Annotated in this window: 17 protein-coding genes and 1 tRNA gene; 7 read left to right on the forward strand and 11 right to left on the reverse strand. The window is 62.1% G+C overall.

The genetic code is table 11. The annotated features are described in order from the left end of the window. Positions 1-139: 139 nt before the first annotated feature. Together M0D67_RS29925 and M0D67_RS29930 are read right to left on the reverse strand one after the other, a co-directional pair. On the reverse strand, positions 140-1,240 hold the full coding sequence (locus M0D67_RS29925) for a LysR family transcriptional regulator (protein ID WP_097390881.1): 1,101 nt from the start codon (positions 1,238-1,240) through the stop codon (positions 140-142). Positions 1,241-1,582: 342 nt separating this feature from the next. Beyond that, a complete protein-coding gene (locus M0D67_RS29930) occupies positions 1,583-3,451 on the reverse strand; it encodes a phosphoenolpyruvate carboxykinase (GTP) (RefSeq protein WP_171925231.1) in 1,869 nt (622 codons plus the stop codon). 377 nt (positions 3,452-3,828) lie between these two features. Here M0D67_RS29930 and M0D67_RS29935 point away from each other — a divergent pair, with 377 nt between their 5' ends. Further along, the gene (locus tag M0D67_RS29935) at positions 3,829-4,842 is read left to right on the forward strand and encodes a D-2-hydroxyacid dehydrogenase family protein (protein ID WP_266240717.1); all 1,014 of its coding nucleotides are present in this window, start codon (positions 3,829-3,831) and stop codon (positions 4,840-4,842) included. Positions 4,843-4,993: 151 nt separating this feature from the next. Here the strand turns inward: M0D67_RS29935 and M0D67_RS29940 are convergent, their stop codons facing one another. Together M0D67_RS29940 and M0D67_RS29945 are read right to left on the reverse strand one after the other, a co-directional pair. Continuing rightward, positions 4,994-5,869 carry a patatin-like phospholipase family protein gene (locus tag M0D67_RS29940; protein WP_266240718.1) on the reverse strand — a complete coding sequence of 292 codons (876 nt, stop codon included), beginning with the start codon at positions 5,867-5,869 and terminating at the stop codon, positions 4,994-4,996. Between the two features lie 44 nt (positions 5,870-5,913). After that, entirely contained in the window at positions 5,914-6,318 is a 405-nt protein-coding gene (locus M0D67_RS29945) for a PaaI family thioesterase (protein WP_097390878.1), read from the reverse strand. 202 nt (positions 6,319-6,520) lie between these two features. On the opposite strand from M0D67_RS29945, the gene M0D67_RS29950 reads away from it, so the two are divergent. From M0D67_RS29950 to M0D67_RS29960, 3 genes are all read left to right on the forward strand, one after another. Next, positions 6,521-6,596: transfer RNA gene (locus M0D67_RS29950), tRNA-Lys, on the forward strand. Positions 6,597-6,736: 140 nt separating this feature from the next. After that, the gene (locus M0D67_RS29955; RefSeq protein ID WP_266240719.1) at positions 6,737-7,483 is read left to right on the forward strand and encodes a UPF0149 family protein; all 747 of its coding nucleotides are present in this window, start codon (positions 6,737-6,739) and stop codon (positions 7,481-7,483) included. Between the two features lie 86 nt (positions 7,484-7,569). Beyond that, on the forward strand, positions 7,570-8,157 hold the full coding sequence (locus tag M0D67_RS29960; RefSeq protein WP_266240720.1) for a LysE family translocator: 588 nt from the start codon (positions 7,570-7,572) through the stop codon (positions 8,155-8,157). 21 nt (positions 8,158-8,178) lie between these two features. Here M0D67_RS29960 and M0D67_RS29965 read toward each other — a convergent pair whose 3' ends face one another. After that, on the reverse strand, positions 8,179-9,024 hold the full coding sequence (locus tag M0D67_RS29965; protein WP_266240721.1) for an AraC family transcriptional regulator: 846 nt from the start codon (positions 9,022-9,024) through the stop codon (positions 8,179-8,181). A 212-nt stretch (positions 9,025-9,236) separates the two neighbouring features. Between M0D67_RS29965 and M0D67_RS29970 the strand changes: the two genes are divergently transcribed. Then, positions 9,237-9,896, forward strand: coding sequence for a PadR family transcriptional regulator (locus M0D67_RS29970; protein WP_266240722.1), 660 nt, complete (start codon positions 9,237-9,239; stop codon positions 9,894-9,896). Further along, entirely contained in the window at positions 9,893-11,272 is a 1,380-nt protein-coding gene (locus tag M0D67_RS29975; protein WP_266240723.1) for an NAD(P)/FAD-dependent oxidoreductase, read from the forward strand. The genes M0D67_RS29970 and M0D67_RS29975 overlap by 4 nt, the downstream gene beginning before the upstream one ends. Before the next feature lies 1 nt (position 11,273). Here M0D67_RS29975 and M0D67_RS29980 read toward each other — a convergent pair whose 3' ends face one another. The 5 genes from M0D67_RS29980 to cadR form a co-directional block, all read right to left on the reverse strand. Next, positions 11,274-12,068 carry an ABC transporter substrate-binding protein gene (locus M0D67_RS29980; RefSeq protein ID WP_266240724.1) on the reverse strand — a complete coding sequence of 265 codons (795 nt, stop codon included), beginning with the start codon at positions 12,066-12,068 and terminating at the stop codon, positions 11,274-11,276. Between the two features lie 192 nt (positions 12,069-12,260). After that, a complete protein-coding gene (locus tag M0D67_RS29985) occupies positions 12,261-13,415 on the reverse strand; it encodes a pyridoxal phosphate-dependent aminotransferase (RefSeq protein ID WP_266240725.1) in 1,155 nt (384 codons plus the stop codon). A gap of 377 nt (positions 13,416-13,792) precedes the next feature. Continuing rightward, positions 13,793-15,196, reverse strand: coding sequence for an ATP-dependent RNA helicase DbpA (gene dbpA, locus M0D67_RS29990; protein ID WP_266240726.1), 1,404 nt, complete (start codon positions 15,194-15,196; stop codon positions 13,793-13,795). A 53-nt stretch (positions 15,197-15,249) separates the two neighbouring features. Beyond that, positions 15,250-15,450 (reverse strand): hypothetical protein, encoded by a 201-nt coding sequence (locus tag M0D67_RS29995; protein WP_028197690.1) that lies wholly within the window; start codon positions 15,448-15,450, stop codon positions 15,250-15,252. A gap of 111 nt (positions 15,451-15,561) precedes the next feature. Continuing rightward, entirely contained in the window at positions 15,562-15,993 is a 432-nt protein-coding gene (gene cadR / locus M0D67_RS30000; protein WP_266240727.1) for a Cd(II)/Pb(II)-responsive transcriptional regulator, read from the reverse strand. An 80-nt stretch (positions 15,994-16,073) separates the two neighbouring features. Between cadR and M0D67_RS30005 the strand changes: the two genes are divergently transcribed. After that, positions 16,074-18,494 (forward strand): heavy metal translocating P-type ATPase, encoded by a 2,421-nt coding sequence (locus M0D67_RS30005; RefSeq protein ID WP_266240728.1) that lies wholly within the window; start codon positions 16,074-16,076, stop codon positions 18,492-18,494. Between the two features lie 19 nt (positions 18,495-18,513). On the opposite strand, the gene M0D67_RS30010 is transcribed toward M0D67_RS30005, so the two are convergent. Beyond that, the gene (locus M0D67_RS30010; protein WP_266240729.1) at positions 18,514-19,554 is read right to left on the reverse strand and encodes a helix-turn-helix domain-containing protein; all 1,041 of its coding nucleotides are present in this window, start codon (positions 19,552-19,554) and stop codon (positions 18,514-18,516) included. Positions 19,555-19,675 lie beyond the last annotated feature (121 nt).

Consider the following 19,675-nt stretch of genomic DNA (forward strand, 5'->3'; position numbering starts at 1 on the left):
AGGCTGGAGGGTATTCTGCTTCCAGCCAGCTTCGAACTTGCCGATAAAAAAGGCGCAGTCACTTACGTGACTGCGCCTTTTTTATTTGTCGGCCCGGCAGCGCTTGCCTCAAGCGCTGCCGGCGCCATCGCCCGACTAGTTACAGCGGCGACAGAGCGGTAGGCCGCGGACGATTCGTCGTCTTTGCCAAAGTCTTCGGCAGCGGCGACAACTCGCTATCCAGCAGCCGTGACAGCGGCTCAGCGCCATCGAACGCTTCCGGCGGCATGGGATCCGCTGAATCGAGCGCGGCGGACGTGGCGGGCCTGCCAAGCCCGTCCTTGATCCACTGCTCACCGAGCAGACTATTCGGCGTCTGGCTGAAATGCTCGACCAGATGATCGATAAACGTTCGCACCTTCGCCGGCAAGTGACGGCGGCTCGGATACGCGATGTTGATCTCGACCTGCGGCAAACGGAAATCGCCGAGCAAACGCACGAGCCTGCCGCGCGTCATGTCACGCCCGATCAGGTAGCTCGGCAGAATCGCGATGCCCATGCCGAGCAGCGCGAACTGCCGCAGCATCTCCGTGTTGTTCGCCACGATGACGTTGACCGGCCGCACGCGCACTTCGCCCTCCGAACCCGTGAACACCCGCTCGTCGCCCCAATACTCGGACGGCAAGCTCAGGCACGGGTGCTCGAGCAGATGCTCGGGACGCGTGGGCGTGCCGTGCTTTTCCAGATACGCGGGCGTCGCGCATACCGTCATGCAACCGGTGGTCAAGCGCCGCGTGACAATGCTCGCGCTGCGCATCTGCCGCGTGACCACCACACCGACGTCGAAACCTTCTTCGACCAGATCAACCTGACGGTCGACCAGCGTGACATCGGGAATGACTTTCGGATAGCGCTCCGCGTAGGTTTGCAGCACGGGCGCAAGGTTATGCAACCCAAACACGACCGGTGCGACTATGCGCAGCGTGCCGACGGGTTCGTGATTGCGCGCGACCACCATCTGCTCGACGTCTTCCAGTTCGTCGAGAATCTGGCGCGCGCGCTCGAGATAAACCTGGCCGGATTCGGTCAGAGACAAGCTGCGGGTTGTGCGATTGAGCAGCCGCGTACCAAGACGGCCTTCGAGATCGGCAACGTGACGGGTGGCAACTGCGTTGGAAATATCCATCGCGCTCGCAGCGCGGGCAAAACTGCCGAGATCCGCCACTTTGACGAAAACTCGCATCGACTGCAAATGATCCATAAGACAACTCCTGCCGTGTTACTGCTTCCTGACAATTAGTGAAAACCAGTGAAGCGAACTTGGAATTCTCCTACGACTCGCGAAATCGTGCAGAAGTTGCCCGCGAAAGCCGAAATATTGTCGATATTTGTGCGACTGTGTCCCTCAATGTAGGGCACGCATCTCGATTGTTCCGATGGGAGCAACAATCTGCTGCACCGCAGCTTGCACTGTCTTTTTTGTTCGAACAGATGCAACGGTCGTCTCGGCATTGTGAAATCAGAAAAAATCCCGACGCGGCGTCGGACCGGCAAAGAAAAACCGCCCGAAGGCGGCTTCTGCGCGAAGTGACCGCTCACCTAGTCAGGCAGCGAGCTTTCCTTCGAGTGTGAGCTTGGTCTGCGTCAAAGCCGGCGGCAGGCCTTGCTGCAACGTGTCAAATAGCTCGGTATGGAGCGCGAGTTCGGCGCGCCAAGCTGCGTCGTCGACCGAGATCACCTGCTGGAATTGCTCGCGGCTGAAATCCAGGCCGCGCCAGTCGATGTCTTCATAGTGCGGCGACACGCCGAACGCGTGCTCTTCACCTTGCGCCTTGCCTTCGATGCGCCCGACCATCCAGCTCAACACGCGCATGTTCTCGCCGAAGCCCGGCCAGACGAACTTGCCGTCCGCGCCCTTGCGGAACCAGTTGACGCAGAAGATCTTCGGCAGCTTTGCGTTCAGTTTCTCGAGACGCTCGCCGGTTTTCAGCCAGTGCCCGAAGTAGTCGCTCATGTTGTAGCCGCAGAACGGCAGCATTGCGAACGGGTCGCGGCGCACCACGCCCTGCTGCCCCGCCGCCGCCGCGGTCGTTTCCGAGCCCATGGTGGCCGCCATGTAGACGCCCTCGACCCAGTTGCGCGCTTCCGTGACGAGTGGCACGGTGGTCGAACGGCGGCCGCCGAAAATGAACGCGTCAATCGCAACACCTGCCGGGTTCTCCCAGTCGGCATCGATCGACGGACATTGCGAAGCCGGCGCCGTGAACCGTGCGTTCGGGTGCGCGGCCTTGCGCCCGCTCTCCTTCGCGCTCGCCGGCGTCCAGTCCTTGCCCTGCCAGTCGATCAGGTGCGCGGGCGGCTCGTCGGTCATGCCCTCCCACCAGACGTCGCCGTCGTCGGTCAGCGCGACGTTCGTGAAGATGACGTTTTCCTTCAACGTGGCCATTGCGTTGAAGTTGGTCTTTTCGCTCGTGCCCGGCGCGACGCCGAAATACCCCGCCTCCGGGTTGATCGCGTACAGACGGCCGTCCTTACCCGGCTTGATCCACGCAATATCGTCGCCGATCGTGGAGATTTTCCAGCCATTCAGACCTTCCGGCGGAATCAGCATCGCGAAGTTGGTCTTGCCGCAAGCCGACGGAAACGCCGCCGCGACATGATGCTTATGTCCTTGCGGCGACGTCACGCCGAGAATCAGCATGTGTTCGGCGAGCCAGCCTTCGTCGCGGCCCATCGTGGAGGCGATGCGCAGCGCGAAGCACTTCTTGCCGAGCAGCGCATTGCCGCCGTAGCCCGAGCCGTAGCTCCAGATCTCGCGCGATTCGGGGAAATGGACGATGTATTTGGTCTCGTTGCACGGCCACGGCACGTCTTTTGCGCCCGCCGCAAGCGGCGCGCCGACCGAGTGCACGCACGGCACGAACTCGCCGTCTTCGCCCAGCACCTCGTACACCTTGCGACCCATGCGCGTCATGATGCGCATGTTGGTCACCACGTACGGGCTGTCGCTCAACTCGACGCCGACGTGCGCGATCGGCGAACCGAGAGGCCCCATCGAGAACGGCACCACATACATGGTGCGGCCGCGCATGGCGCCGTCGAAGAGGCCGTTGAGCGTCGAGCGCATCTCAGCCGGTTCGATCCAGTTGTTGGTTGGCCCGGCATCTTCACGACGCTGCGAGCAGATGAAGGTACGGTCTTCGACACGCGCCACGTCCGACGGATCGGACCACGCGAGATAGGAATTGGGACGTTTGGCGGGATTGAGTTTCTTGAGGGTGCCGGCTTCGACCATCTGGGCACACAGGCGGTCGTACTCTTCCTGTGAACCGTCGCACCAGACGATTCGATCGGGCTGGGTCCTGGCGGCAACGCGCTGGACCCAGTCGATCAGTTTTCGGTGCTTGACCCATTCGGGCGCCCCTGCGGACGCCTCGATAGTGGGCTGTCCTTCGAATGAGGGATGATTCATCGACCTGTCTCCGTTTTGAAAGCAATAGAAAAACGGTACAAGCCCAGTGACGCTGCATGCGAGAGGCGTTCAATTCATCGCGACGACATTTCTACAAGCCGACGCGCAATTTGTGCAGGTCATCATGGGCCACACAGCCTGTTGCACGGAGGTTCCCGCCGACGGCCTTCTGCAACCGTCTGTAAAGCGACTTGCCTCAACACGCAACAAACTGTTAAAAACGATGTCAATCGGCCTTGCCGTGGCGCTGCCGTTCTACGCGGCAACTTCTACGGTAAGGCATCCAGCCAGACCGGCATGTGACCTGGGTCACATGGTGGGACAGTCAGCATAACACTCCGTTCCGCACCGCTATGGTGCGCCGCAAGACACATACCATGAAGATTGCCATCCTCGACGATTACCAGGACGCCGTCCGCAAGCTCGACTGCTTTCAACTGCTGGCCGACCATGAGGTCAAGGTTTTCAACAACACAGTCCGCGGTCTCGGCCAACTGGCGAGCCGTCTTTCCGAAGTCGACGCACTCGTCCTGATCCGCGAACGCACCCGCATCAGCTCGCAACTACTCGACAAGTTGCCGCGTTTGCGCATGATCAGCCAAACCGGCAAAGTCTCCAGCCATATCGATCTGGCAGCCTGTACCGAGCGCGGCATTGCCGTGCTGGAAGGCAGCGGCTCACCGATCGCGCCGGCCGAACTGACGTGGGCCCTCATCATGGCCGCTCAACGGCGGATTCCGCAATACGTAGCAAACCTTAAGCAAGGGGCCTGGCAGCAGTCCGGCCTGAAGACATCGGTGCTGCCGCCGAATTTCGGTTTGGGCCAGGTGTTACGCGGTCAGACGCTGGGGATTTGGGGTTACGGCAAGGTCGGCCGGCTGGTTGCCGGATACGGCAAGGCGTTCGGCATGAACGTGCTGATCTGGGGTCGCGAGCATTCGCGCGAAGCGGCGCGCGCGGACGGCTATGGCGTGGCCGAGAGCCGCGAGGCGTTGTTCGAGCAAAGCGATGTGCTGTCGTTGCACCTGCGACTGCATGACGACACGCGCGGTATCGTCAAGCAGGAAGACCTGATGCGGATGAAGCCGACCGCGTTGCTCGTGAACACGAGCCGGGCCGAACTGCTCGACGACAACGCACTCGTCGGTGCGTTGTCGCACAATCGTCCGGGGATGGTCGCGATCGACGTCTACGAAAGCGAGCCGATTCTGCAGGGCTACAGCTTGCTGCGCATGGAGAACGTGATCTGCACGCCGCACATCGGCTACGTGGAGCGCGAGAGCTATGAGTTGTATTTCACCGCGGCATTCCAGAACATTCTGGCTTTCGACGCCGGCGACACGGCCAGCGTGGCGAATCCGGAAGCGTTGCAGGGCGGGCGTCGGCATTAAGCGTCTGCGCTAGACTCCGGCTGCAATTTTCGATGAAGCACCCGCGCTAACCGCTCGCGATTGCGTCAGGGTTCGATCTGCGCGCCAATTCCTCTGGCGCGAGGCCGCGAGCCACGCAACGCCTTGAGGATCGGCGGCGCCGTTGCTCACCTCAGCGCGCTTCGTGCGCGCCGGCCTCCAGCAGATCGGGCATGCGTTCCAGAAAGGCCTCGCCGTCGGTGCGACCGAGGTTGTACGCGTGCACCATCTGCGAGGGGCTCGTGTAGTCCCAACTCGAAATCGGCACCTTGCGCGACGGTTGCACGTAGAGCCGTTGCTGCACGCCGTGTGGCACGACGAACATCTGCGGCCGTGGATAAAGGCGAGTGACCATCACCAGCACGTTGCCGGGCGCATCGGCGTCGAGCGCGCCGACCGGCACGTTGTCGACCATCCCGCCGTCGAGCACCGGCCGGCCATTGCGCCGTAAAACCGGCGTGAACGGCGGCGTACTCGACGATTGCAGGATCAGATCGGCGAGATCCTCGACGCTCGCGCAATCCTGCGCTCGCACGAATTCCGGATGAAAGCCGAGCGTCTGACCTAGTGTCGGATGCAGCGTTTTGCGCACGTACTTTTCGATGTTGTACGCGATCAGGCCTGCGGCAACTGCACTGCGCGCGCCAAGCCAGCGCGGCAGGTGCGACACGCCGATGCGGATTTCAGGCGCGTCGGCGAGCGTGGAAAATTTGTCGCGGTAGATATCGAGCAACGCCTGCCGGTAGATCCGGTAATGCGGAAACACCGATTCGCCACGCAGCAGATTGCCCCAGTAGGCATTGCGGGTGTTGTGGCGCAGCGCGTCTTCGTAATAGCGCATGACCCAGTCGGAATCGCGCGTGTAGAGCATGCACGCAGTGGCGGCGCCGGCCGAAATGCCAGCGATGACACGCGGACGGATATCCAGCTCCGGCTGCACCACGTCCCAGAATCCCGCCTGCCACCAGCAGCGATTGCCGCCGCCAGCGAATACGACCTGATCGAACATCTTGGCTTTTTCCTCTAATACAGCTTGCTGGCCCGTTTCAGGTGTCAGTCGAGCAGCGCGTAGGTGGTGGTAGCGTGGACGGCCATGTTGCCGGCTTCGTCGAATAACTCGACTTCGCCGAACACGAGATTGCGGCCCATGCGCAGCACGCGCGCGGTGATCAGCACGTCGCCGTTGCGGACCGCGCGCATGAAACTGATGTTGAGCGAGACGGTGCTCATCGGCTTGAAGCCGCCGAGCGCGGCCGAAATCGCGACGATCATTGCCGTGTCGGCCGCCGCCATGAAGACCTGGCCGCAGATCACGCCGCCGGAATGGCGCAGTCCGCCGGAAAACGGCAGGCGCAACGTCGCACTTTCTTCGTCGACCTTGACCGGGGTCAGCGTGAGCGCGCGGACCCAGGGCGCGAGGATGCGGTCGAGCAGCTCGATAATCTCTTTGTCATCCATGGTGGTCCCCGGTCGAAAGCCGCGCGAGGCTTCGAGCGGCAGGTGTCCGCGACATGATACCGGGACGGTGAGCCGCGCGCCTTCCCGGTGCGTAACGGCCGGCAGCGCAGGTGCCGGGTCGCCGCCCTTCCAGATTTTTTAAGAAATCTGCTAAAGGGGCTTGGCAATCTCGGAAAGTTTCGGCATAATTTCGCTTCTGTTGGGGGCGTTAGCTCAGTTGGTAGAGCAGCGGACTCTTAATCCGTAGGTCGAGTGTTCGAGTCACTCACGCCCCACCAAAGCATTCAACAAAAAGCCCGGTCCTTGCGACTGGGCTTTTTGCTTTGCGGTCTGCGGTACGGGTGCCGTGCGAGCAAGCCGACTCCGCATTGCCCGACCTGCCATCGTGACCCAAGATTCGAAGCGCCGGAGCCTCGCTATGTCCAAATCAAAACTCAACCCTGCCGATCTGGCTACGCCGCTCTCCGAAGAAGAGTTCGACGAACTCGATGAGTTTCTGGTTTCCGACGTAACGTCGGAAGAGACGCTGACGATCGAGGGGCTCGACGGGTATCTGACTGCGATGGCCATCGGACCGACTAACGTACCGCCCAGTTACTGGCTGCCGGGTGTCTGGGGGCCGAGCGAGAATGACGCTCCCGCATTCGAAACAATGGATCAGGCGCAACACATTCTTGGGCTGATCTTGCGGAACATGAACGGCATCATCATCAGCCTGGAAGATGACCCCGATGAGTTCGAACCGGTGTTCGGCTTCAGCCGCGTTGACGACAGTGAACGCGAATACATCGACGGCGAAGCGTGGGCTTTCGGCTTCATGCAGGGCCTGTCCGTTGTTCGGGCGGACTGGCAAGCGCTGTTCGATAGCGAGCAGGCTCGGGAATGGCTGAATCCGCTACACCTGATGGGCTCAGAGGAGCTTACGCCGGAAGAGCAGCAGTTGATCGACACGCCAGAACAGCGTGAAGCCCTCACCAAACAGATTCCCGCCAGCGTCGCCGCGATCTATCGTTTCTGGCTTCCGCACCGCCAGGCTGTGCACGAGCGAAAGCTCGCCGCCACGATGCAGCGCACCGAACCCAAGGTGGGCCGCAACGACCCGTGTCCTTGCGGCAGCGGCAAGAAATTCAAGAAATGCTGCGGCGCTGCGGCTACGCTGCACTGAAAGCAATTTCCTTCAATACACCCCACCCCGCTGCCCGATACCGTTGAGCGTCGCAAATCCTGCGCGCTCACGTATCGAGGCATCAGATGACCGTCTTACTCTCCATGGCCGCCTTTGCGCTGGCCTCGTCGATTTCTCCTGGGCCGGTCAATGTCGTCGCGCTGAGCGCCGGCGCACAGCATGGGTTCGCCGCGAGCATGCGGCATGTGACCGGTGCGACTGTCGGGTTCACGCTGCTGTTGTTGCTCATCGGTCTGGGGCTGCACGAGCTACTCGCGCATTTCCCCAATCTGATCGACATCGTCAAATGGGCCGGCGTCGGGTTCCTGCTTTACATGGCCTACAAACTCGCCGTCGATGACGGCAAGCTCGGCGCGGACAAGCCCACCCGCGGACCATCCTTCGCCTACGGCGCGGCGATGCAATGGCTCAATCCGAAGGCGTGGCTCGCGTCGCTAGCCGGCATGGGCGCCTACGCGGCCGATGGCGATGGCCGGCTCGTCTGGCAATTCACCGTCGTGTACTTCGTGCTTTGCTATCTGTCGATTGCCAGTTGGGCGTATGCCGGCACGTTCCTGCGTCGATACTTGCAGGAGCCGAAGCGCGTGAGGTTTTTCAATCGTGTGATGGCGGTTTTGCTCGCGGCTAGCGCGTTGTATCTGCTGATAGTGTGACGCGAAACACGCGTCCGCAATTCAACTGCGATACTGCCCCGGCGTTGCGGCGACCAGCCGCTTGAAAGTCCGCTGCAAATGCGCCTGATCGGCAAAGCCCGCATCGAGCGCGACGTCCGCTATCGCACAGCCGCGCCGGAGTTGCGCGCGGCTGTACTGAATGCGTCGGTTGATCAGATACGCGTGCGGCGTCATGCCGTAACGCTGTTTGAATGCGCGGATCAAATGCGAAGCGGAAAGCTCAGCCGCCTCGCAGACATCCTCCAGCTTCAGCGCACGGGTGCAATTTTCGGCGATGAATTCCGCGGCTCGCGCGAGTTGCCCGCTCGCATCGTGATCCGGCAAGGGCGCCGGATTCAACTTCTGCTGGACTTCCGAGAAGAACGTGAGCGCAGCGCTTTCCTTGCGCATGAGCGCGCTGTCGTCGTCGACGAGAATCGCGTAGAGACGGTTCAAACCGCCGAACAACGCCGGGTCGGTCGTCATGGTCTGCGAGAAAGCGCTAAACGCGTGGTTGTCGCTGAAACCCAGGTCGTGTTGCAGACCTGTGAGCCAATCAACGTCAACATGCAGCATCCGATACGACCAGCGCTCGTCGGCAACCGGGTTGCACGCGTGCACGTCGTCCGGATTCATCATCACGACCGCACCGGCGCCGATCCATTCACTCGCGTGACGATTCACGTACACGCTACGCCCGCCGGTGACGGCGCCGATCGAGAACGTCTCGTGCGAGTGTTTGGCATAGCAGACCTCACGGCCGTCTTCGATGGAACGCGCCTCGATGAACGGCAACGCGTCATCGCGCCAGAATTTCGGCGCCGCAGCCATCACCGCTGAATCATCCCGGTCATTCGTCCCGCTCATCGTGTGCTCCTCGGTCAGGCGCTTTATTCCATCGCAACTTCGTCGCCTGTGCACGTCGGCGCGAACCACATCGTAACGGTCCAAACCGCCACGGACCAGCGTCGAAAGCATCGCACCCGCAGGAACCCCCGACATTTCACGCTTGCCAATCTCAAAACACATAGTTATATTATGACTAGACCAACAAAGACTAGCCTGCAGCCACTTTAACTATGGTCCGCCACTCTCCGCTCGCCCTCGCTGTCCTCGCCATGCTGACTGAAAACCCGATGCATCCGTACCGGATGCAGCAACTCATCAAGGCACGCGGCAAAGACGAGGTCATCAACGTCGGTCAGCGCAACAGCCTGTATCAAACCATCGACCGCCTGGTGCGCGGCGACCTGATCGCCATCCGCGAGACGGAGCGCGACGGCGCGTTCCCCGAACGCACGGTCTACGAAATCACCGAAGCCGGCCGCGACACCGGCCGCCTGTGGCTGCGCGAACAGCTTGCGCAGCGCACCCGCGATTTCCCGGCCTTTCCGGCCGCGCTCTCGCTCCTGCCGCTGCTCTCGCCCGAAGACGTGTGCCGTCAGCTCGATACCCGCATCGGCGCGCTCGAGCGGGAATTGGCCCGGCTCGATGAAGCCACCGCACAAGCCACCCAGATGGAAGTGCCGAGGCTGTTCCTGCTCGAAGGCGAACTGGTGCGCGCGCAACTGGTTGTTGAGCTGGAGTGGGTTCGCAGCGTGGTGACCGATCTGAAAGCTGGCACGCTGACCTGGAGCCAGGAATGGATCGAAGAAATTGCTCAACGTTTCACGCTGCCAGCCGGTGAATACAAGTACCGGCTTGCCCAACCTGCCGCAAAGAAGGAGGCGAAGTCATGAGTCGTGAACCCATGGAGGTGATCGTGATCGGGGCCGGCACAGGCGGCCTCTGTCTGGCGCACGGGTTGAAGCGCGCCGGCATCAACGTAAATGTCTACGAACGCGACCGCACACGTGCGGACGGTTTGCAGGGCTATCGCGTCGGCATCAATCCGCACGGGCTCGCATCGCTGGAAGCGTGTCTTCCGCCCGAGCTCTATGCGACCTTTCTCGCGACCTGCGCGCGTACACCTGGCCGCTTCAACATCCTGACCGAGCGCATGACCGAATTGCTCACCGTGCCGCTTGAAGACGAATCGATGAGCGGCGGCAAATCGGTCAGCCGGATGACGCTCAGGCAAGTCCTGCTGACAGGTCTCGAAGCGCAAGTGCACTTCGACAAGACATTCACGTCGTACGAGCAGAACGACGACGGCAGCGTCACCGCGCATTTCGCGGACGGCACGCACGTGAGCGCCGATCTGCTGATCGGTGCGGACGGCGCGCGTTCGAAGGTGCGCCGCCAACTCCTGCCGCACGCGAAGCTTGAAAACACCGGCATCGTCAGCATCGGCGCGAAGGTGCCGATGGACGAAACATCACGCGCGCTGCTGCCGCCCAAGGTGCTCGACGGCACTACGCTGATCAACGCGCCGAAGGGCTATGGCGGCATCATCCATGTGATGGAATTTCCGTGGCGCGCGGACGGCGGCGGAATGAAGGAAGGCATCGGCAGCAACGACGCCGAGTTGCTCTCGGGCTGGCCCGGATTGCTCTACGACAACACGCGCGACTATCTGATGTGGGGTGTCTGGGGCGCACTGCACAACTTGCCGGCCGATCCCAAATCGCTCGGACCGGCCGCGTTACTCGCGCTCGCGACGCAGATCACCGATGGCTGGCATCCTAATCTGCGCGCCCTGATTCGCGCATCGGATCCTTCCACCACCTTCAGCGTCGACGTGCGCACGTCGGTTCCTGTCGATGCATGGCCGACCACCAACGTCACGGTCCTGGGTGACGCTGTGCATCTGATGACGCCGGGCCGCGGCGTCGGTGCGAATACCGCGCTGCGTGATGCCGCACTACTCGCTGCGCGTCTCGCCGACGCACAACAGGGCAAGCTGTCGGGCCACGACGCCGTAGCGGGTTACGAAGAGGAGATGCGCCGCTACGGTTTTCACGCGGTCGCGGAATCGCGCAAGCAGTTCGACGCGCGCGGCGCGTTGCATCGGCCGGTGGTCGGAAGAATGGCGTTGAGCGCCATGCGCACGAGCTTGCGCGTAGTGAACAACGTGCCAATGCTCAAGCGCCGCATGATCGACGCCGAAAACGAATTTCGCGGCGCCGATCGTCACGCGGCACCCGCCGCGCACGGTCAACAATACGGTCAATAAGTTACTTCGGCGTGATGTCGATATTGCCGAGATACTTCGCCGCCAGCGTCTTCACGGTGCCATCGGCCTGAACCTTCGCGATCGCTGCGTTCAACTGATCACGCAACGCGGTGTCGCCCTTGCGAATCCCGTAGGCGATGCCGCTGCCGAGAATCTTGTCATCGCGCACCGGCTGCCCGACGAACGCGTAGTCCTTGCCGGTAGGCTTCGACAGAAATCCTGTCTGGCCGGCCGGCGCGAGAACAAGCGTCGCATCGAGTCGGCCCGCCAGCAGATCCGTATAGACCTGGTTCTGATCCTGATACGGCACGACGGTGACACCCGCCGGTTCCCAATGCGCCTTCGCGAAGGTTTCCTGAATCGACGCCTGCAACACGCCGACACGTTTGCCCTTCAACGATTCCGGCGTCGGCAGCAAACCGCTGTCGCGCTTCGCGATCAATTGCGTCGGCACGCGGTACACGACCGTCGTGAAGTCGATCGCCTGACGGCGCTGCTCGGTGGCGTTCATCGCCGAATTGATCGCGTCGAACTTGCGGCCTTGCAGCGCGGGAATCAAGCCGTCGAACGAGGTTTCGACCCATTTGCATGTCATGTGCGCAGCGACGCACACGGCATTGCCGACGTCGATGTCCAGACCTTGCAACTCACCGTTCGGCCCTTTCGATTCGAACGGCGGATACTGCGCCTCGAGTCCGAAACGCAGCGTCGAGGTATCGGCGGCGATCGCGCCTGACGATGCAGCAATCGACGCGAATGCGCAGGCCAGCGCCAATAGAGGCTTGAGCAATTTCATAACGGGTCCCTTTTCCTTCGATATTGTTGTAACGCAGCATGCTGCGCGCCGACGCGTAACGACGTGATCGCGCGACGATCATACTGCTGTCAAAAATGCTGCCGGTTCACGCGCCGTTGATCTCATCGCGTTCTTCTGCGATCAGATCAGGTCTTCATGCGCTCGCCGTGACAACCTCGCACAAGCGGTGAATCAGATTTCGCACAAACGCCGCGCGCCTTCGATCAAGGTCGCGTCGTCCTTCGAGAAGCTCAGGCGGATCAAGCCGGAATCCGTGCCGTCGGTATAAAACGCCGACAGTGGAATCGTCGCAACACGTGCATCGCGAATCAGGCGCAGCACGAAGTCACTATCGCTTTCCTCGGAGAAACCACGGAAACGCGCGAGCATGAAGAAGCTGCCTTCGCTCGGCAGCAATTCGAAGCGCGACTCGCGCAGCGCATGGGCGAGCAGATCGCGCTTCTTCTGATAGAACGCGGACAGGCCGAGATAGCTCTCGCGATTGGCCAGCGCATCGACAAACGCGTATTGCATCGGTGTATCGGCAGAAAACACCATGAACTGATGGACTTTGCGAATCTCGTCCATGAGCGCCGCGGGCGCGAGGCAATAGCCGACGCGCCAACCGGTCACGTGATACGACTTGCCGAACGACGACACGATCACGCTGCGTTCAGCGAGTTCAGAATCGCAGGCCATGCTTTGATGTTTGGCACCGTCGAACACCACGTGTTCGTAGACTTCGTCGGCGAGAATCACGATGTCGGTGTTACGCGTCACGGCCTTCAGACGCGCAATGTCCGCCTCGCTAAACACGGTCGCGGTCGGGTTGTGCGGCGTGTTGATGATGATCATGCGCGTCTTCGGCGTGATCGCGGCGGCGACCTCGTCCCAGTCCACGCGGAAATCGGTGAGCGACAGTTTAATCGGGATCGGCGTTGCGCCTTGCAGGCGAACGATTGGGCCGTAGCTATCGAACGACGGCTCGAAGTAAATCACTTCGTCACCCGGATGCACCAGGGCGCTGATCGTCGAATACAGGCCTTCGCTGGCGCTGGCGATCACCGTGACTTCGCTCGACGGGTCGTAGCGCACGCCGTACAGCGTCTCGACCTTGTCAGCGAGCGCTTCGCGCAGGGTGGCGATGCCGGCCATCGGCGCGTACTGGTTATGACCGGCGCGCATGGCTTGCGCGACACCGTCGATCAGCTTCGCGTCGGGTGCGAAATTCGGCGCACCTTGCGACAGGTTCAGCGCATCGTGTTGTGCGGCCAGTTGGCCGATCACGGTAAAAATCGTCGTGCCTACGTCAGGCAGTTTCGAGCGGGCTTGCATGGCGCTCTGCATAAGGCTTTCTCCCTTTCTTCATCCGGCAGCGGATTCGCGGACTGCCCACAGCGCGGCGGTCCCATCCGGTTCGATGATTAGGCATCAGCCAAAGAACCGTCACAATCGAAACTTTGTCATGCGCGGCATGCGTTTACGTCATGGCTCGCGCAATGCCGTGCTGGGGCAGGCTAAGGCAATGAAATCGGGGGTTTAGCAGGAGAAATGCAGCCGCGCGAGGCGCACGGAAAACAGCAGAGGTATGACGTAATGTGATGCGGGACGGTGATGTGAAGTTGCGATTTGCTGCGATTTGCTACGACGGCGCGCAGTAGTGCTGCAGAACAACCCGGCTGCGACCGGGCGGTCGCAGCCGTCTAAAGCAAACTAATCGACGATCAGGCGTCGTCCATCATGCGGACTTTGACCTTCTTGCCCTTCACCTTGCCCCCGCTGAGCTTGCGCAGTGCCTCGCGCGCGACGCGGCGCTCCACGGCCACATAAGTCGACATTTCGGTCACATTAATCTTGCCGATCTGCGAACCAGCGAAACCTGCTTCACCGGTCAGCGCGCCGAGCACATCGCCCGGACGGATCTTTTCCTTGCGGCCGCCGAGAATCTGCAGCGTTTCCATCGGCGGCAGCAGCCGCTCGTTGCTCGCCGGCTTGAGATCGGCCAGCTTGTGCCACTCGACCTCACGCTTTTGCGCCTGTTCGAGACTGCCCACACGGCCCATCTCGTTCATGCTGGCGAGACTCAGCGCCCAGCCTTCCTGATCGGCACGACCCGTGCGGCCGATGCGGTGCACGTGCACTTCCGGGTCCGGCGTCACGTCGACGTTGATCACCGCTTCTAGCTCTGCGATGTCGAGACCGCGCGAGGCAACGTCGGTGGCAACCAGCACCGAGCAACTGCGGTTTGCGAACTGGATCAGCACCTGATCGCGTTCACGCTGATCGAGTTCGCCGTGCAGCGCGAGCGCATGAAAACCTTGCGCGCGCAGCACGTCGAGCAGATCACGGCACTGCTGCTTGGTATTGCAGAACGCCAGCGTGCTCACCGGACGATAGTGGTTCAGCAGCAGACCGACGGCATGCAGACGCTGGTCTTCGGTCACTTCATAGAAGCGCTGACGAATCTTGGTGTTGTCGTGCCGCTCGGCGAGCTTCACTTCCTTCGGATTACGCAGGAATTGCTGGCTGAGTTTGACGATGCCTTCGGGGTACGTCGCGGAAAACAGCAGCGTTTGCCGCTCTTTCGGGCATTGCTTCACGACGGTCGCGATATCGTCGAAGAAACCCATGTCGAGCATGCGGTCGGCTTCGTCGAGCACCAGCGTGTTGAGCGACTGCAACGGCAGGCTGCCGCGCTCGAGGTGATCCATGATCCGGCCCGGCGTACCGACGACGATGTGCGCACCGTGTTCGAGGCTGGCCGTTTGCGGACGCATCGGCGTGCCGCCGCACAGCGTCAGCACCTTGATGTTTTCTTCGGCACGCGCGAGACGGCGGATTTCCTGCGTGACCTGGTCGGCGAGTTCGCGCGTCGGGCACAGCACCATCGCCTGCACAGCGAAGTTGCGCACGTCGAGGCGGTTGAGCAGCGCCAGCGAAAACGCCGCGGTCTTGCCGCTGCCGGTTTTCGCCTGGGCGATCAGATCGTTGCCGGCCAGCGCGATCGGCAGGCTCGCGGCCTGAATCGGCGTCATCTCGACATAGCCGAGCTGCGTCAGATTGGCGAGCGTGGCGGGCGGAAGCGGTAGCTGGCTAAACGGCGCGCCGGCTTGAGTGGGAGTGTTCATAGGGTGAGGGCTCGCTATCGACGGAAGAGGCTGAACAGACTGAAGGCCAGGGACTATTCGGCCATGGGGCCGGTGGCGGGACGGCCTTCGATCTGCTCGTACAGCACCGAGCCATCTTCCCCGTCGAAACGTTCGACGTAATTACGCGCGCCGCACATCGGGCAACGGAACAGGAGTCCCTGCCCTTCATTCTTGATGACGACGTCCGACATTTCCCACTGCTCGCCGCAGGGCTGGTTTCTACAGGTAAACACGTTGATTCTCCAACTGGATTCGATTGTTTATTGGGTGGGCCGGATAAATGGCCCAGCCGGGAATGCTGTCACTGCCATGGCCGGCGGCGCCGGCAGCATGGGCAGAGCGCTTCAACCCAGATGCGTATGCCGCGCGCGCGTTGCGCTCACGTCCATTTCGGTGAGGCCCTGGACGATGCCGCAGTCTTCAACGGCCTGCTCGCCGTGGCATTGCTCGCGCAACGTGGTCAGTTGCGCTTTCAGTTGCTTCAATTCGTCGATACGCGTGTCGACGTGCGCAATGTGCTCGTCGATCAGGGTATTGATGCCGCCGCAGCCATCTGCCGGTGCGTCTGTTAGACGCAGCAACGCACGGATTTCGTCGTGGGTCATGTCGAGCGCGCGGCAGTTGCGGATGAAGCGCAGCCGCTCGACGTGTCGGGCCGGATAGCTGCGGTAATTGGCTTCGGTGCGCTCCGCTTCGGGCAACAGGCCCTCTTTTTCGTAGAAACGGATGGTTTCGGTCGTGCAATGGGCGATTTTCGCCAGTTCGCCAATTTTCATGGTCCCTCCGGAATACGGCCTTGACCTTGTAGTGGCTTCAAGGTGTTTACTAGACCACAAATCGAACCAGGAAGCCACCCATGCCTCACGCCAACCTTGCCGAAGCCGACCGTCCGGAACGGGCCAGAGCCTGTGCCCATGGGCATGAAGGGCATGTCCATGGCCATCCGGATGAAAATGCGGAGGGTCACGGCCACGAAGCGGGTGCTCGTGAAGATGCCCACGAGCACGGTGAAAGCTGCGGTCATGACCATCAAGCGCATGGCTCTGACCACGCGCACGAACACGCTGACGGGCACGACCACGCCCACAGCCACGCCGAGGCAGCCTGCTGCGGAACGGCGCACGCTGCAGCCGCGCCGGTCAAGCTCCCGCAATCGGAAGCCGTCGGCAGCGACCTGCGCACCGCAATTCGCATCATGCAGATGGACTGTCCGACCGAAGAAGCGCTGATCCGCAAGAAATTCAGCCGCATGCCGTCCGTGCGCAGCATGGACTTCAACTTGATGCAGCGCGTGCTAACCGTCGTCCACGCGCCGGACGCCCTCGAAACGATCCTCGCGGCGATCCGCTCGCTCGACTTCACGCCTGAACTGGCAGACGCGAACCCGGACACGGCAACTGCCGCTCCTCGTGCGCCGTCCAAGCCGTGGTGGCCGCTGGCGCTCGCAGGCATCGCTGCGGTGGGCTCAGAGGCTGCCGGCTGGCTTGGCGCTCCCGGCTGGCTGGCAGCGGGTCTGGCGCTCCTCGCGATCGCCTCCTGCGGCCTCACGACGTACAAGAAGGGCTGGCTCGCGATCCGCAACGGCAACCTCAACATCAACGCGCTGATGAGCATTGCCGTAACCGGCGCACTGATCCTGCAGCAGTGGCCGGAAGCGGCGATGGTGATGGTGCTCTTCACGATTGCCGAACTGATCGAAGCGAAGTCGCTCGACCGCGCCCGCAATGCTATCCAAGGCTTGATGCAGCTCACGCCCGAACAGGCGAGCGTGCAGCAAGCGGACGGCAGTTGGCGTCTCATGGACCTCAAGACAATCGCGCTCGGCGCGTTGGTACGCGTAAAGCCCGGCGAGCGGATCGCGCTCGATGGCGAAATCGTCGCGGGCCGCTCGAGCGTCGATCAGGCGCCGATCACCGGCGAAAGCCTGCCCGTCGACAAGACCATGGGCGACGCGGTCTTCGCCGGCACGATCAATCAGGCCGGATCGTTTGACTATCGCGTCACGGCCGCGGCCAGCAACACGACGCTCGCGCGCATCATCCACGCGGTCGAGGAAGCGCAAGGCACCAAAGCACCGACGCAACGTTTCGTCGATCAGTTCGCGCGCGTCTACACGCCGATCGTGTTCGCTGCCGCACTCGCCGTGGCGGTGCTGCCGCCGCTGCAGTTCGGCGGACAGTGGCACGAATGGGTCTACAAGGCGCTGGTGATGCTGGTGATCGCGTGTCCCTGCGCACTGGTGATCTCGACGCCGGTGACGATCGTCAGCGGCCTCGCGGCTGCCGCGCGCAAAGGTATCCTGATCAAAGGCGGCGCCTATCTCGAACAGGGCCGCAAGCTGAGCCGGCTCGCGCTCGACAAGACCGGCACGATCACGCACGGCAAGCCGGTACAAACCGAGTTCGAAGTTTTGGCCGACGTCGACGTCGTTCGTTGCAGGACGCTCGCGGCGAGTCTTGCGGGCCGCTCGGATCATCCGGTGTCGATGGCGATCGCGGCAGCGGCGAAAAGCGACGGCATCGTTAGCGCTAGCGCCACGGTCGAGGCGTTCGAGGCATTGGCGGGTCGCGGTGTGCGCGGTGACATCGACGGCTTGCCGTATTGGCTCGGCAATCATCGGCTGGTCGAAGAACTCGGACGCTGCTCGGCGTCGCTCGAAGCGCGGCTGGATACGCTCGAGGGACAAGGCAAAACCGTCGTGATGCTGTTGGATGCCGAACGCGTGCTCGCGCTGTTCGCCGTCGCCGATACGGTGAAGGACACAAGCCGCGCCGCCATCGCCGAGTTGCAGCGCCTTGGCGTGCGGGCCGCCATGCTCACCGGCGACAACCCGCACACGGCCGCCGCGATCGCGCAGCAAGTCGGTATCGACGAAGCACGCGGCAATCAGTTGCCCGAAGACAAGCTGAACGCAGTGACGCAGTGGTCGCAGGAAGGCGCGACGGTGGGCATGGTCGGTGACGGCATCAACGACGCCCCCGCCCTGGCGCGCGCCGACATCGGCTTTGCGATGGGCGCGATGGGCACCGACACCGCGATCGAAACCGCCGACGTCGCCCTGATGGACGACGATCTGCGCAAAATTCCGCAGTTCATCCGCCTGTCGAAGGCGACGCATTCGGTGCTGGTGCAGAACATCACGCTGGCGCTGGGCATCAAGAGCGTCTTCCTCGTGCTGACGATGATGGGTCTGGGCACGATGTGGATGGCCGTATTCGCCGATGTGGGCGCGAGCCTGCTGGTAGTGGCGAATGGCTTGAGGCTGTTGCGCAAATAACGTCGCGACGCCGGCACGCTCAGTGCGCGAACAAATACGCGCGTCCGTCGATGCGTCCGTTGGCGGCCTTCAGTGTCTCCGATGGACGGACGCCGAACAGCTTCCGGTAGTCGGTTGCAAACTGGCTCAAATGCCAGAAGCCCCAGGCCGCGGCGACATCCTGAACTGAACGCGATTCGCGCGACGCGTTGCAAAGATCGCGCCGCGCGCCATTCAGGCGGATCGTGCGCAGATACGTGGCGGGCGCCATGCCCAACACGTCCTGAAAGCAGTATTGCAACGTGCGTCGGCTCACATGCAAGCGCTCGCACAACTCCGGCACATTGATCGCTCGGTCGCGATGGGCCAGAACATACTCGCGCGCTTCCGACACGATCGACTGACGCCGCCCACGCGCAGGCATCGCAACCTGCTCAGCGGCGGGCAACGCGCCCACATCGAATAGCGACGCCAGCACCGACGCCTGCAAATTGTTCCGTGCGAACGAGGACAGCGGCGCGCCGTTCGCCGCCCCGTCGTCGAGAAGCTGGCGCAGCGATCCGCACAAGCGCTCCTTGCGAGCCGTACCGATCGACACGACTTCCGTGTTCGGCAGATGGTCGGCCAGACCGACCCGCTCCACTTCGGCCGCATAGCGGCGCAGCACTTCACCCTTCACCACCACACCGAAAATCTCGTAGCCCGCCGAAGTCAGCAATTCGAACTCGATCCCGCCCGGACGAAATGCGAGCGCATCGCCCGCGATCACCTGTGTATCGATACGACCGGAACCCTCGGGGCAAGTCGGAATGCCGAACCAGTACGCGTCCTCCTGCACTTCGCAGGTCTGTCGCAGCGTGTGGCTGGTGGTTTCGACGAACACCTGCATGTGGTCGAGGCACAACTCCGTCAAACCGCCGACGAAGCGGCCCGCGGTCAGTTGGTCGTAGGTCTGGCTCCAGCCGTGGAGGTTGCGCGCCTGCTCGTCGGCGTCGTAGGCGACACAGGTCTGCACGCAAAAGCTCGGCTGCTGCGCGTGCGTCGGTGCTGTCAGGCTGTCGCTTCGGGGTTCAATCGTCATACCGGATCTACGAAATCGAAGTATTGAGGAGATCTGGAACGCAATTCTCATGCCGAACGGATTCTCCGCTTACCTTGCTTTGATCGCGACAGCACATGCTCACGCCCTGTTCAATTCATGA

The sequence above is a fragment of the Paraburkholderia sp. SECH4 genome, from assembly GCF_030511745.1.
GTDB lineage: Bacteria > Pseudomonadota > Gammaproteobacteria > Burkholderiales > Burkholderiaceae > Paraburkholderia > Paraburkholderia madseniana.